14 protein-coding genes are annotated in these 13808 nt (G+C 33.5%); 1 reads left to right on the top strand and 13 read right to left on the bottom strand.

The features are described from left to right. Positions 1 to 69: 69 nt before the first annotated feature. From Z054_RS0121845 to Z054_RS0121795, 11 genes are all read right to left on the bottom strand, one after another. Positions 70 to 618 (bottom strand): hypothetical protein, encoded by a 549-nt coding sequence (locus tag Z054_RS0121845; protein WP_024772162.1) that lies wholly within the window; start codon positions 616 to 618, stop codon positions 70 to 72. A gap of 192 nt (positions 619 to 810) precedes the next feature. After that, positions 811 to 2166 carry a M20/M25/M40 family metallo-hydrolase gene (locus Z054_RS0121840; protein ID WP_241461444.1) on the bottom strand — a complete coding sequence of 452 codons (1356 nt, stop codon included), beginning with the start codon at positions 2164 to 2166 and terminating at the stop codon, positions 811 to 813. A 52-nt stretch (positions 2167 to 2218) separates the two neighbouring features. Continuing rightward, positions 2219 to 3097 carry a PPK2 family polyphosphate kinase gene (locus Z054_RS0121835; RefSeq protein WP_024772160.1) on the bottom strand — a complete coding sequence of 293 codons (879 nt, stop codon included), beginning with the start codon at positions 3095 to 3097 and terminating at the stop codon, positions 2219 to 2221. A 136-nt stretch (positions 3098 to 3233) separates the two neighbouring features. Next, entirely contained in the window at positions 3234 to 3755 is a 522-nt protein-coding gene (locus Z054_RS0121830) for a hypothetical protein (RefSeq protein ID WP_152538642.1), read from the bottom strand. Between the two features lie 116 nt (positions 3756 to 3871). Further along, entirely contained in the window at positions 3872 to 5035 is a 1164-nt protein-coding gene (locus Z054_RS0121825) for a sigma-54-dependent transcriptional regulator (protein WP_024772158.1), read from the bottom strand. Beyond that, entirely contained in the window at positions 5035 to 5931 is an 897-nt protein-coding gene (locus Z054_RS0121820) for a hypothetical protein (protein ID WP_024772157.1), read from the bottom strand. Before Z054_RS0121820 ends, Z054_RS0121825 begins: the two co-directional genes overlap by 1 nt. Positions 5932 to 5970: 39 nt before the next feature. Continuing rightward, complete coding sequence (locus Z054_RS0121815; RefSeq protein ID WP_316929942.1) at positions 5971 to 6858, bottom strand: mechanosensitive ion channel family protein; 888 nt, start codon at positions 6856 to 6858, stop codon at positions 5971 to 5973. A 4-nt stretch (positions 6859 to 6862) separates the two neighbouring features. Further along, the gene (locus Z054_RS0121810; protein ID WP_024772155.1) at positions 6863 to 8161 is read right to left on the bottom strand and encodes an ABC transporter permease; all 1299 of its coding nucleotides are present in this window, start codon (positions 8159 to 8161) and stop codon (positions 6863 to 6865) included. Next, a complete protein-coding gene (locus Z054_RS0121805) occupies positions 8154 to 9083 on the bottom strand; it encodes an ABC transporter ATP-binding protein (protein WP_024772154.1) in 930 nt (309 codons plus the stop codon). The genes Z054_RS0121810 and Z054_RS0121805 overlap by 8 nt, the downstream gene beginning before the upstream one ends. A 321-nt stretch (positions 9084 to 9404) precedes the next feature. After that, on the bottom strand, positions 9405 to 10514 hold the full coding sequence (dnaJ, locus tag Z054_RS0121800) for a molecular chaperone DnaJ (RefSeq protein WP_024772153.1): 1110 nt from the start codon (positions 10512 to 10514) through the stop codon (positions 9405 to 9407). A gap of 6 nt (positions 10515 to 10520) precedes the next feature. Continuing rightward, complete coding sequence (locus Z054_RS0121795; protein ID WP_024772152.1) at positions 10521 to 11066, bottom strand: nucleotide exchange factor GrpE; 546 nt, start codon at positions 11064 to 11066, stop codon at positions 10521 to 10523. 161 nt (positions 11067 to 11227) lie between these two features. Between Z054_RS0121795 and Z054_RS0121790 the strand changes: the two genes are divergently transcribed. Then, positions 11228 to 11899 carry a YceI family protein gene (locus Z054_RS0121790; RefSeq protein ID WP_024772151.1) on the top strand — a complete coding sequence of 224 codons (672 nt, stop codon included), beginning with the start codon at positions 11228 to 11230 and terminating at the stop codon, positions 11897 to 11899. A 59-nt stretch (positions 11900 to 11958) separates the two neighbouring features. Here the strand turns inward: Z054_RS0121790 and Z054_RS0121785 are convergent, their stop codons facing one another. Both Z054_RS0121785 and mnmD read right to left on the bottom strand, forming a co-directional pair. After that, the gene (locus tag Z054_RS0121785; RefSeq protein ID WP_024772150.1) at positions 11959 to 12876 is read right to left on the bottom strand and encodes a TIGR01777 family oxidoreductase; all 918 of its coding nucleotides are present in this window, start codon (positions 12874 to 12876) and stop codon (positions 11959 to 11961) included. 250 nt (positions 12877 to 13126) lie between these two features. Then, positions 13127 to 13807, bottom strand: a complete 681-nt coding sequence (mnmD, locus tag Z054_RS0121780; RefSeq protein ID WP_024772149.1) for a tRNA (5-methylaminomethyl-2-thiouridine)(34)-methyltransferase MnmD — start codon at positions 13805 to 13807, stop codon at positions 13127 to 13129. Position 13808 lies beyond the last annotated feature (1 nt).

The following is a 13808-nucleotide window of genomic DNA, read 5'->3' as shown; positions in this document are numbered from 1 at the left end:
TCATATAGATTTATCTCTTGTATTTTTAATACAGTTGTTATATCAATTTTATTCTAAAACGAGAGCACATTAATCTTCCCTAATTAATGACAACTCATTATCATTTGGTATGCTATATTCATCACAGGTTATCTTTTTATTTGCATATGATTCGGGTGTGATTTCTACCCAATAATCATCTCCAAAGAGATTAAAGAAATACCGATTATCTATATATAACTCAAATACATCTTGTACACTATAATAACCACTATTCTCTATTTTAGAAGTGGTAGTATCATTATGTTGGATAGGTACATATTTATTTTTAAGATAATGAACATAAACTGCATTCTCACAAAAAAGAATATGTTTTGGTTCTCCGCTGCCTCCACCCCAATTAACATCTCCTCCATCTACTTCAAATTCATAAGCATAACTGTGAGTTGCTCCATAATAGTGTTTTGTAAAATATCCAGTCTTATGGGTTGTTTTATTTGTTTTTTCAACAACTAAACGTTTACCATTGCCTAATAATTTATTTGTCTTATCTACTTGTTTTTCAGTTTCTGAAGTACAAGTACAACATACACCAACAAGGAACACTAAAAACATTACTCTACATACTATATCCTTCATTTTATTCTTTCTGTTTGAATGCAAATGTGAATCAATACACAATGGGCTGGGCGCGCTGTTTTTAGTGAAATATCATGTCAAGTCTTCTTTCTTAAAACACAAAGAGAAATTGTTAAAAACCTAAATCATGCAACATACTGATCACCTCTATATACTATCTACAACATAAGTTCTTTTGATGTATTGTAAAAACTACTTTATGCCATACTTATCAAAAAGATACATTAAGCTAGTCATTGTGGCAGCGCCTAGTTCGAGTTCTCTCCTATTAACGGCATCAAAAGTATCGTTCTTAGCGTGGTGATAATCAAAGTAGCGTTGTGAATCTGGTCGTAATCCAGCGAGTACGATTCCTTCTTTTTTAAGTGGACCTATATCGGCACCGCTTCCACCTTGAGTGAAAGAATGTATAAGATAAGGCTCAAAAAGGGGTTTCCAGCCTTGTACCTGGGCAAAATTAGCATCATTGCAGTCAAATGAAAAACCTCTGGGAGTAAATCCTCCTGAATCGCTTTCCAGAGCAAAGACATGGTTTTCTCCTTTATTTTTAGCTACCTCTGCATATTTTCTACCTCCGCGTAATCCATTCTCTTCATTCATAAATAATACTACTCGAATAGATCGTTTAGGTTTATATCCTATTTCTTTAAATAGTCGAAGTACTTCCATAGATTGTACTATTCCTGCTCCATCATCATGAGAACCGTCTCCCAGATCCCAAGAATCTAAATGTCCACCGACTACCATATATTCTTTAGGAAATTCGCTTCCTGTAATTTCGCCAATTACATTATATGATTGTACATCTTTCCATGTACGGCAGTTCATATTAACATGAAATTTAATTTTTGGGTTTAATGTTAACATAGAGCTTAACAAGTCTGCTCCATTAGTACTTATTGCGGCGGCAGGAATCTTATCCATATCTCCAAGTTTGCCGTAGCTCATTGCTCCTGTATGTGGGAAATCGTCTAATCTAAGATTCATAGAACGTACAATTACTCCTACAGCACCAAATTTAGCAGCTTCTGCTGCTCCAGAATATCGTTGATCTACACATCCACCATATGCTCTAAATGTTTCTATAAGATCTGCTTGCATAGGCCTGTTAAAAAACACTATTTTTCCTTCAATCTGAGCAGTACCCATTTCTTTAAGTTCTTCTAACCCCTTAACTTCTATAATACGGGCTTTAATACCACCTATTGGTGTTGGTACAGAACCTCCTAATGCACAAATTGGCACATTAGTCGTTACGCCTGGTTCTGTTTCGATATAAGCAAATTCTGTTACACCGCGAGTCCATTTTGGTACCATTACTGGTTGTAACCATACTTTATCCAAGCCTAACTCTTTTAACTCTTTTTCACCCCACTCTACAGCTAGTTGTGCATTTACAGAACCCGAAAGCCTTCCTCCAATCTGGTTGGAAAGATAATCGAGCCATGCATAACTTTTTCCATTAAGGAGTGAGGTATCGTATATTTTTTTTAATGTAGTAACATCTTCTTTTGCTTCATTTTGCGCAAAACTACTAATTGATAACATTGCAAAAATGATGGGGATTATAGTTCTTACCATAGTTTTATCTTAAACCTTTTTATTCGTTCTCTAATTCTTGTTTATACAAATCCAGATTGGCTTTTGTTTTGTTGTCTAATTCTGGCTCTTGTATATCGTCATATTCTTTTAATGTAGTATATAAAGTTTTTGCTACAATATATCTTGCTACGGGCTTATTATCTGCAGGAATTACATACCATGGGGCATGAGGCAAAGAAGTTCTATTTATGGCATCCTGATAACAATTCTGATATTGGTCCCAAAGTTTGCGCTCTTTTAAATCTCCTGCAGAAAACTTCCAGTTTTTTTCTTTTTTCTCTAGCCTGCGAAGTAATCTATTCTTTTGCTCTTCTTTTGATAAATGCAAATAGAATTTATAAATCAAAGTACCGTTTTCGGCAATGTGTTTTTCAAAATTTCGAATTTGTTCAAAACGTTTATCCCAAAAAGCATCGTTAATATCCTCAACTGTATTGATATGAGGAATATGTTCTCCCATTATATATTCTGGATGCACTCGTGTTACCAAAACATTTTCATAATGTGTTCTATTGAAGACTCCAAACTTTCCTCGTTGTGGCAAAGCGATATAGTGTCTCCATAAATAATCATGACCTAATTCTAATGCTGTAGGGACCTTAAAACTATGAACGATAATACCACGAGTATTGAAATCTTTAAATACTTCTCTGATCAAACTATCCTTACCAGAGGTATCCATACCCTGAAGACAAACCAGCACAGCATATTTACCATGTGCATATAAAGTATCCTGAAGCTCTCCTAATTTCTCACGTGTTTCTTCGAGTTCTTTCTCGATTTTTTTTTCGCTTTCATTAAGATCAAAAGTGGTTGGGATTTTGGATAATTCTATGGTATTAGACACCATAAAATCTTCGTGGTTTATCTTCTTCATACTATGATTTGTGTTATCACCCGAAAGATACTAAAGTTTTGGGTTTGTAGGAAAATAGTTTACCAATACACTCTTTTTAATATATTTTTTAACAAAAAAAAGGGCCAATCAGAACATTTGAAAAAGGTAAAAAGATTTATCTAGCATAGAAATCATAACTAAATCCAATCATAAAAGTATCATACCTTCGTCCTAGACTCTTAACATTAAGTTCTGCAAAAATATGTACAGGTATAGAAATTTGATGTAATGCTCTTATTTTAATTTGTGCTCCATGGTTAAAGCTTCCTGTTCTAAACCCCAGAAAAGCATCATCTTCAATTGCCTCAAATTCAACCGAATCATTACCTACATACCCTATACCAGCTGTTATTGTAGTAGGATACCAATTAAATAAAATCAAATTTACTCCAATTGCCAATTCATTATATCCTTCATACTCTTCATCGGCACCTATAGCAAATGAACGATTGTATTCTCCCAAAAAAGTAGTGTAACAATTAAAAGCATATTCTATTCTGACCCCTAATGCTAATTCATTTTCGAGTCCGAAACTTTTTGCAGCTGCAAATCCATAATTGGTTGCTCCTGGATCATATTGAGCAGAAGACATATATGGTATACACAACAACAAAATCAAAAATAAAACTCTTCTCATTATTTAGGGCATATGCAATAATTGGTCGTAATACAAGAAGCATTAATTACAATAATCTTTTTACTAAAAAACACAATCAATCACTATAGACTATGAACTGGAATAAATATTAATACTTATTTAGTTGCAAAAAGTTTTACATCTTCTTCACTTACTTCGTTACCACCAAGAATAATTAGACGCTCAACTACATTGCGTAGCTCTCTGATATTACCTGTCCAATCATATTGCTGTAATTGTTTTATAGCTTTGGCTGAAAATGATTTAGTAGGTGATCCTTGTTCTCCTGATATTTTTTTGGTAAAATACTCTACCAATAAAGGAATATCATCTCTTCTATCATTTAGTGCCGGGACTTTTACCAAAATCACTGCCAATCTATGATATAGATCCTCTCTAAATTTATTTTCTGCTATTTCTTTTTTTAGGTCTTTATTTGTTGCAGCAACTACACGAACATCTACTTTGATATCTCTATCACTACCAACTCTTTGTATTTTATTTTCTTGTAGTGCTCTAAGTACTTTGGCTTGTGCAGAAAGGCTCATATCTCCAATTTCATCAAGAAATATCGTTCCTCCATTAGCAGCTTCAAACTTACCGGCGCGGTCTTTATTGGCTGACGTAAAAGCTCCTTTTACATGCCCAAAAAGTTCACTTTCTATTAACTCTCCAGGTATTGCTGCACAGTTTACCTCTATCATTGGTCCTTTGGAACGATCACTTTTTTGATGAATCCAATGTGCAACTAATTCTTTACCCGTACCATTGGGGCCCGTAATTAAAACTCTTGCATCTGTTGCTGAAACTTTTTCGATTATGTTCTTGATATCAGAAATAGCCTTTGACTCTCCAATCATCTCATAATTTTTGGAGACCTTTTTCTTTAGCATTTTGTTCTCCACGACCAGTTCTTTACGGTCCAAAGCATTGCGTACTGTATTGAGCAAACGGTTAAGATCTGGTGGTTTAGAAATATAATCAAAAGCACCTAACCTCATTGTGTTTACAGCAGTGTCCAGATCCCCATGACCAGAAATCATGACAATAGGAATTTCGGGTTTTATCTTTTTTATAGCTTCTAGCACTTCTACTCCATCCATTTTTGGCATTTTGATATCACAGAGTACAAGATCATAATCATCTGCTTTGATTTTTTCTATACCAGAAAGTCCGTCTTCGGCTTCGAAAACTTCATATTTACTATTTTCTTCAGATAAAATTTTTACAAGAACCCTACGAATTGCTGCTTCGTCCTCAATTACTAATATTTTTGCCATTATATTTTAAATTTTATTCCGCTACGAAAATAGAATGTATTTTTATCATTGATTGCCAATACATTTTCTTGATTACCATCTCGCAAACGAATTTCATTACTTAATGTATATCCCGCATATGTGTAGAACAATAAGTGTTCCGTAAAATAATATTCATACCCCAATGCTCCCATAACATTAAACATTGATACATTTTCTATTACTTTTGTCTCTCCGTTCTCATTTACATATGCTTTGTTATTTTGCAAATTACCATAAAAACGATCTAACCCCACAAAAGCCTGGAGTGTACTTTTTTCATTAAAAAAATATTTAATATTTGTTTTAGGAGTCCCAATAGCGTACGACCAACTTTGATGAAATCTTTTATAATAATTAATGATAGGAAGCGGAAAATTAAGACTAGCGGGATTAGTATACTGTACTCCTACAATTAAACGAGCCGTTTTTGGTTCTTGTACATTTTTATACGTCTTTACAAAATACAAAGACACTCTATATCTAAAATCATCTCTTTCTACACCAGATCCTTCAAAATTAGATGAAATTCCAACTCCGAATTTAGTGCCAAATCTCCAATTATTTTTCATCTTAAATGTATACCCTAACTCTATAGCTGCAGTATGAAAACTATTTAGGTCTCCCTGATCATCAAATCCCAACTCATCATCTATCTGTATGTTATTAAATCTATATTGTGCACCGATTACCAAGTAAGTTCCTTTATCATCCATTTTAATAGGATAATTAGCCGAAACTCTAAAACGACTATAAATATTATCACTATCGGCTTGTGGGATGTATGTATATTCGATTCTTGCTAAATCAGTACTCTGACAACGTACGCCGTTTAAGCTATATAATAGTATACATATAAAAATCAGGCTCTTTCTCATTTTTGGGGGCGTATGTTATGCTTTCCTATCTGTTTTTCTTCATTCTTTTACCATGGTAACCACACGTTGCGGGAAAGGAATACTAATATTATGTTCTCTAAACAAACGATCTATTTCAAATCGTATCTCACTCTGTGGTACTACCGCTTGAAAACTATCGTTAATACTAAATATTAATTTAAAATTTAATGAACTATCTGCAAAGTCGGTAAATAAAACTAATGGAGCTGGTTCTTTTAAGACATATGTATTAGATAGTGCTGCTTTGGTTAGCAATTCTTTAATCAACTCTGTATCGCTACCATACGCAACACCCACTGTTATAGATTCTCTCGTAACTTTTCCATTTTGAGTCCAGTTATATAGTATGGATGTTAAATATTTATGATTAGGAATAATCAATACTTTATTATCTATAGTTACTGCTCTTGTAGTTCTTAATTTAATTTCTTCTACTCTTCCTACTTTACCATCTAATTCTATAATATCACCCACATGTACTGTTTGATCAATAAAAATAAAAATGCCTGATAAAATATCTTGAAAAAAAGTTTGCAACGCAAGACCAACCCCAACTAATAGTGCCGCAGAAGCAGCAAATATTGCTGTGATATTAAACCCAATACTATCTAATGTAAAAAAGATGACTATGAGATAAACAAAATATTTTGAAAACGAGAATACTGATTCGAATTTTTGTTTGTCTCCTCTATTTAATTTTCTGGTAACAATTCTCTTAAAAAACTTAAGAAAAACAGAAGTAATAACAAGAATAAGAAGTACAAAAAACAACAATCCAACAGTCAATTTAATCTGATGTTCCTCTCCAAAATAAAAAATTTCATAACTAAAAAAGTCTTGCATGGTATCCCAAATATTTTTAGGAATAACTTCTTTTACTTGTTCTGTAATTTCTTCCTGCATCATAATGTTAATATTTCATCCACTTAAATAGCTCTTTATAACTTGGTTTTTTACCATACATAAGTATTCCTACCCTGTATATTTTTCCTGCCATCCATGTGATAAAGATAATACTTCCTACCAATAGAAGCATAGAGATTAATACTTCCCACCAAGGCACCCCAAAAGGTATACGCATTAGCATAACTATTGGAGAAGTTAAAGGAATCATAGAAAACACTGTAGATACCGTGCCGTGAGGATTTTCTATTACTGAAAAGAATCCAACATAAATCCCCAACATTAACGGCAAAATAATGGGTAACATAAATTGTTGCGAATCGGTTTCGCTATCCACAGCAGCGCCTATAGCAGCATAAATTGAACTGTATAAAAAGTATCCTCCTATAAAATAAATGAAAAAAGACAATACTAGAGTTCCTAGCGGAAGCTTCATGATATCCTGAAGTATTAATTGTATTTCTTGCTGACCATCTTCTTGCATAATCAGCGATTGATCTATACCCGCTGGTTGCGGATCTATACCAAAAACTGAAGATACCACGGCAAGTAACACTCCTCCTAAAATCACCCAGATAAGAAACTGAAGAATCCCTGCAAAAGAAGTTCCCAGAATTTTACCCATCATAAGCTGTAATGGTTTTACAGAAGAAATAATAATCTCTATAATTCGATTAGATTTTTCTTCGATAACAGATCGCATTACCATATTACCATAAATGATAATAAACATCATCAAGAAATATCCTGCTACACCACCAAAAATCATCTTTATATAACTAGACATCTTTGATGTTTTTTCTCCAGAAAAGTTTTCTATCAAAATATTTACTTTAGCTTTTGAGTTCTCTATAACATCCAGATCCAATCCTTTTTCTTTAAAGTTTTGGTTAGTTAATTTACTTGCTATAATTTCTTCAATTCTATTAAGTATTGAAATACTTGGTGCTTCATCTGCATAAAATTGTATTGATTTAGCAAGTTCACTGTTGCTACTTTTCTTTGGTACATACAATAGCCCATCGAGTTTTTTGATAACCACAGAGTCTTTTGCATCGTTTAAGGGTAAATCACTATAATCTATGTAGTCTATATCACTAGAATCTTTAAAGTCTGTACTAAACAATCCCGTTTCATCATAGAATGCTACTTTACGAATTTCATCATTGTTCAAAGTTGCGAGCCAGGCAATTAAAGAAATCATACCTACCATGATCAAAGGACTTAAAAAAGTCATCACTACAAAGGTCCTATTACGAACTCGAGCTATAAATTCTCTTTTAATAATTAATTTTAGATTACTCATTCTCTGTAATGGTTTTAATAAATATCTCGTTAACTCCTGGGATCACTTCATTAAATCTCATTACTTGCCCTTTATCTGATAAGTACTGTAGTAGCTCATTTGAGGATGTATTATTATCCAAAGTTATTTTCATTTTCAATTGATCATCAATTGTTTTAAAATCTGCAGGGGCTACATTAAATTTATCTTGTAATGTAGTATACAAATCAGTATTATTTTCGGTTAAAAGACCTACTTCAAAAGTATTAGATTTATAAGCTCTCTTTATATCGGTAAGTTTACCTTCGAGTATTTTTTTAGACTTATTAATTAGAGCAATATGATCACATAATTCTTCTACACTTTCCATTCGGTGAGTAGAAAATATAACCGTTGCTCCTTCATCCCGTAGTTGTAGAATTTCATCTTTAATGACATTTGCATTTATGGGGTCAAAACCACTAAATGGCTCATCAAAAATCAAAAGTTTAGGTTTATGAAGTACAGTTACAATAAACTGTACTTTTTGTGCCATTCCTTTAGAGAGTTCTTGTATTTTTTTGTTCCACCAATGTGAGATGTCAAATTTATCAAACCAATACTTTAAGCGTTCTTTGGCTTCTGTTTTACTAAGGCCTTTAAGTTGCGCCAGATACAATGCTTGTTCGCCTACCTTCATAGATTTATACAGTCCTCTTTCTTCCGGCAGATAACCAATATCTCTAATATGTTGCGGTTTTAGCAGTTCATTATCCAGATATACACTTCCTTTATCAGGCAAGGTAATTTGATTAATGATTCTAATTAGTGTGGTTTTACCAGCTCCGTTAGGGCCAAGTAATCCAAATATACTTCCTTTAGGTACCTGAATTGATACATCTTGCAATGCAGTAAAGTTTCCAAATTGTTTTGTGGCTTGTTGTACCTCTAAAAGATTAGCCATAGATAGTAAAATATAATTGTAGTTTAATATGAAAGCCGAATGATACGAAAACTTAAAAACTTATGCTAATTATGTTAATGATTAATGTGATAAAATAGCATATAAAATGGTTTCTCTTCTTTTAGCCCGGATTATAAAAGTCGTCTAATCATAAAAACAAAACCCACCCTAAATACAAGTATTAAGGATGGGAAAAAAATTGCTATGAAAAAGAAAAATTATCACTAAATGCGCTAGTGATGTCTCAAATATACGAATTTTTCTTAATCAAACGTTAATAGAATTATAATGATTAGAAGTCGTTCAAATCATCTAATTTAACTACGAAAACATATCTTTTACTTTTTCAAAAAATGACTTATCCCCACTATCAGGGCTGGGTTTAAAGTGATCATCCTTAGCCATTTTTTCAAAAAATTCTCGTTGTTCTTTACTCAAGGCTTTTGGTGTCCACACATTAACATGTACCAAAAGATCGCCTTTCCCGTACCCATTAAGACTTGGAATTCCTTTTCCTCTCAATCTCAAAATCTTACCACTTTGGACTCCATCTTCTATCTTAATTCTCACTTTGCCAGATACAGTATCAATTTCTCTGGATGCTCCTAAAACGGCTTCAGAGAAACTAATATATAAGTCATAATGCAAATTATTTCCTTCTCTTTGCAATTCTAAATGTTCCTGTTCTTCTATAGCTACCAAAAGATCTCCTGCAACCCCATTACCAGGAGCTTCATTACCTTTTCCTGTAACTTTAAGTTGCATCCCATCTTCTACTCCAGCAGGTATTTTTATACTAACTGTTTCTTCTATAGCTTTTAAACCCTGAGCATCTGCGTCGTTAGGCCTATGGTCTATTGTCTGACCAGCTCCCCCACAAGCAGGGCAAGGGGAAGATGTTTGCATTCTTCCTAATATAGTATTAGTGATTCTTGTTACTTGTCCTGCACCGTTACATGTACTACATGTTTTATAAGTGGTTCCTGGTGCTTGAATTTTTCGTTTTACCTTAATTTTCTTTTCAACACCATTGGCAATCTCCTCTAATGTAAGTTTAACACGAATACGAAGATTGCTTCCTTTAGCTCTTCGTTGTCTTCCGCCTCCGCCGCCAAAACCACTAAAGCCTCCAAATCCACCGCCAAAAATATCACCAAACTGACTGAATATGTCATCCATATTCATTCCGCCACCGCCAAATCCGCCACCTTCAAAAGCCTGATGTCCATACTGATCATAACGTGCCTTTTTATCAGGATCGCTCAAAATCTCATATGCCTCTGCTGCTTTTTTAAATTTTTCTTCAGCAGTTTTATCACCGGGGTTTTTATCGGGGTGATATTCTATAGCTTTTTTTCGATACGCTTTTTTTATTTCGGCTCCTGTAGCATTTTTGCTAATGCCTAATATGTCGTAAAAATCTTCCTTCATAATTTCTTATTGACCAGTCACAACTTTTGGAAAACGAATCACTTTATCTCCCAACTTATAACCTTTTTCTATTACGTCTACAATCTTTCCTTTTAGATCATCATTTGGAGCAGGTATTTGGGTAATCGCTTCATGATCATCAGCATTAAAAACATCTCCCGCAGACACTTCTACTTCAGACAAACCTTTACTTTTTAAAGTTTCCTTCAATTTGTTATGAATTAGCTCTACACCTTCAATAACTCCAGTATCTTCTGATTTCTCAATTTCTTTTATTGCTCGATCAAAATCATCTAATACAGGCAACATAGATTGTATAACATCCTGACTTGCAGTTTTAAACAATTCTAAACGCTCTTTAGAGGTTCTTTTTTTATAATTTTCAAACTCGGCAAAAAGTCTTAAAAACTTATCTTTTTCCTTTCCAAGCTCTTCTTTTAGTACTGCTTCTGCATCTACTACTTCTTCTGTCTCTGTTTCTCCAACAGGAGTATCAAGCACTTCCTCTACTTGATCTTTTACATCTTCAGTGTTTTTATTTTTCTTACTCATGTAACTCGTACCTTTTATACGTTTTCATTTTGAACTAGCAAAAGTACTGCCATTTTTGAATTAATGTCATAATGTCACAGGAATTTTTTAGTATATATTTAAGAGTTATCTTTCTATAAAAAAATAATTTTGACATCATTTTTAACTAAAAACTAATACTTATGAAAATTAGATTTGCCAGCACATTAATTATTACTGCGCTTTTAATAACCGCCTATTCCTGTAAAGGAGAAAAACAGAACGAAACCGAAGCAAGTTCTGCAGAAGAAGTAAAAGAAGCTCCTGTAGAAGCTATCATGTACAATGTTGATGTAGCATCAAGCTCCATAAACTGGACTGGATCAAAACTAACAGGAAAACACTCAGGGACATTAAGTTTGGCTAGTGGTACTTTTGAGGCTAAAGAGGGAACCGTTATGAGTGGCTCTTTTATTATCGATATGACTTCTATTAATGTCACCGATCTTGAAGGTGATGATAAAACTGACTTAGAAGGGCATCTTAAAGGAGAGAAAGAAGGAACAGAAGATCACTTTTTTAATGTTGCTAAATTCCCGAAAGGAGTTTTTGAAGTTACTGGAATTAGTGAAAAAGAAGGAAAAACTTATATCGAAGGTAACCTAACCTTAAAAGATATCAAGAAAAACATTTCATTTCCTGCCACAACCTCTGTTGAAGGTGATGTAATGACATTAAACACTGAAATTTTTACCATTAACCGTACCGATTGGAGTGTAAATTATGCTTCTAAATCAGTTTTTGGAGATCTGGGAGATAAATTTATTAATGATGAAATTGAAATAAAGATAAGTATAAAAGCAAATAAGTCTTAGAATAGCTTTTTATCTTTTGAAGTAATTACAAACCGGTACTTATGAAAGTATCGGTTTTTTTATCTAGATTCCTCATCAATAAGCACATCTACTGCCGAAGCAATATTGTCAAAATTAAAATTAAACCCTGTGGTAGAAATCCTACTACTACAAACACGCTGGCTAGAAAATAAAAGGCTATGCATTTCTCCTAGAAACAACTTCATCGTTAGTCTTGGCACATTAGGCAAAACTATTTTTTTATTTAATTTCTCTGCTATTGTATTCATTAGCTTTTTATTAGAAACAGGATTAGGTGCTACTGCATTAAAAACTCCTGTTAACTCTTCTTCTATTACAAACATAAATATGCGAGCCAGATCTTGAACATGTATCCAGCTTTGCCATTGTTTCCCGTTTCCGAAAAAAGCTCCCATACCAAATCGAATAGGTTTTACCATTTTAGGAAAAGCTCCTCCTTTCTCGGATAAAACTAATCCAATACGAAGTAAACTGACTTCGATATCTAATGTTTTGAACTGTAAGACAGCATTCTCCCATTGAGTGACTACTTCTCCTAAAAATCCGGTATCACGCTCGGGAGCATCTTCCATATAATAATTCTGAAAAGAATCCGGATATATACCAATAGCACTTGCTGAAACAATATGACGAACCGAATGTTTGATATTTCTTAATGATTCTAAAATAAGAGAAGCAGTACGTGTTCTGCTTTCTAGTATTTCTTTTCTGTAGGAAGATGTCCATCGTTTTGCAACCGTAGCGCCAACAAGATTAACAATCACTTCGACATCATTAAAACAATCGGTATCGATTTCGCCTCTTTTGGGATCCCAAAAGTAGCCTGTATAGTTCGCTTTAGAACTAAGTTTATCTTTACTTGTGGTGAGGTAGTTTACTTCAATTCCAGATTGATGGCACAGGTTAACTATTTCCTGACCTACCAAACCTGTTGCACCAGTAATTAAAACTTTCACATGTTTAAATTTTAGTAATTATATGATTATAAATTAATTAAAAAACCAAAAACGTGTATAGTCACTACGTTCTCTCATTAAAAATTTTTAAACATTTGCTTTTGTGAAAATATTTTTAAAACTTCTTAATGTTTGTTTCATTTCACTATAATCTATTGCAAAATACTACCACCTTATAATAAAACCTATCTCTTTATTATAGCTTTAACATACGTTTAGTATTCTTCTAACTTCCTAACAAATAGTGTATTTATGATTCTACTTTTGTGGCTCTAAGCATTTCTCGTTTTCCCGGTGGGCCGGGAAGTCTTTCTACTACAAAACCTACCTCTTGCATAGCACGCCTTACGCTTCCTTTGGCCGCATAAGTAACCAAAACTCCTTTGAACCGAAGTGCCTCATACATCTTCCTAAAAATTTCTATTGTCCAAAGTTCGGGCTGTACTCTTGCTCCAAAAGCATCAAAATAGATCAAATCAAAACGGCTTTTATCCTGTATATCGGCAAAAAACTGTTTACGCTTAAAGAGTTTAAAATTCGAAGTGATTTCTACTGGTAACTCCCACAAAGATTGGTGCATTGTATCAAAAACCTGTTGTTTTTCTTTTACAGCAAGTACCTCTGGATAATTCATGAGTTTGGCCTCTGATAAAGCAACGGGATATGCTTCTACTCCAACATAGTGAATTGGTAAATTAATTTTTTCGGCTTCAAGAAATGTTATAAAAGCATTTAGACCGGTCCCAAAACCTATCTCCATAATATCCAACGCACTAAGCTTGTTTTTGCTTAGAATATAATCGAATCCACTTTTAATAAATACATGTTTAGCCTCATTAATTGCTCCATGTTTAGAATGGTAATGTTCATTCAATTCTGGCAAGTGAATGGTTTTTGAACCATCTGCAGTGGTAATAATTTTACGCTCTATT

The organism is Aquimarina macrocephali JAMB N27 (assembly GCF_000520995.1).
In the GTDB taxonomy this organism is placed as follows: Bacteria; Bacteroidota; Bacteroidia; order Flavobacteriales; family Flavobacteriaceae; genus Aquimarina; species Aquimarina macrocephali.
This window is presented reverse-complemented; position numbering and strand designations above follow the sequence as displayed.

Excerpts from the sequence above, each read along its gene's own strand:
- Z054_RS0121845 (WP_024772162.1), bottom strand. The coding sequence starts at position 618 with ATGAAGGATATAGTATGTAGAGTAATGTTTTTAGTGTTCCTTGTTGGT.
- Z054_RS0121840 (WP_241461444.1), bottom strand. The coding sequence starts at position 2,166 with ATGTTATCAATTAGTAGTTTTGCGCAAAATGAAGCAAAAGAAGATGTT.
- Z054_RS0121835 (WP_024772160.1), bottom strand. The coding sequence starts at position 3,097 with ATGAAGAAGATAAACCACGAAGATTTTATGGTGTCTAATACCATAGAA.
- Z054_RS0121830 (WP_152538642.1), bottom strand. The coding sequence starts at position 3,755 with ATGAGAAGAGTTTTATTTTTGATTTTGTTGTTGTGTATACCATATATG.
- Z054_RS0121825 (WP_024772158.1), bottom strand. The coding sequence starts at position 5,035 with ATGGCAAAAATATTAGTAATTGAGGACGAAGCAGCAATTCGTAGGGTT.
- Z054_RS0121820 (WP_024772157.1), bottom strand. The coding sequence starts at position 5,931 with ATGAGAAAGAGCCTGATTTTTATATGTATACTATTATATAGCTTAAAC.
- Z054_RS0121815 (WP_316929942.1), bottom strand. The coding sequence starts at position 6,858 with ATGATGCAGGAAGAAATTACAGAACAAGTAAAAGAAGTTATTCCTAAA.
- Z054_RS0121810 (WP_024772155.1), bottom strand. The coding sequence starts at position 8,161 with ATGAGTAATCTAAAATTAATTATTAAAAGAGAATTTATAGCTCGAGTT.
- Z054_RS0121805 (WP_024772154.1), bottom strand. The coding sequence starts at position 9,083 with ATGGCTAATCTTTTAGAGGTACAACAAGCCACAAAACAATTTGGAAAC.
- dnaJ (WP_024772153.1), bottom strand. The coding sequence starts at position 10,514 with ATGAAGGAAGATTTTTACGACATATTAGGCATTAGCAAAAATGCTACA.
- Z054_RS0121795 (WP_024772152.1), bottom strand. The coding sequence starts at position 11,066 with ATGAGTAAGAAAAATAAAAACACTGAAGATGTAAAAGATCAAGTAGAG.
- Z054_RS0121790 (WP_024772151.1), top strand. The coding sequence starts at position 11,228 with ATGAAAATTAGATTTGCCAGCACATTAATTATTACTGCGCTTTTAATA.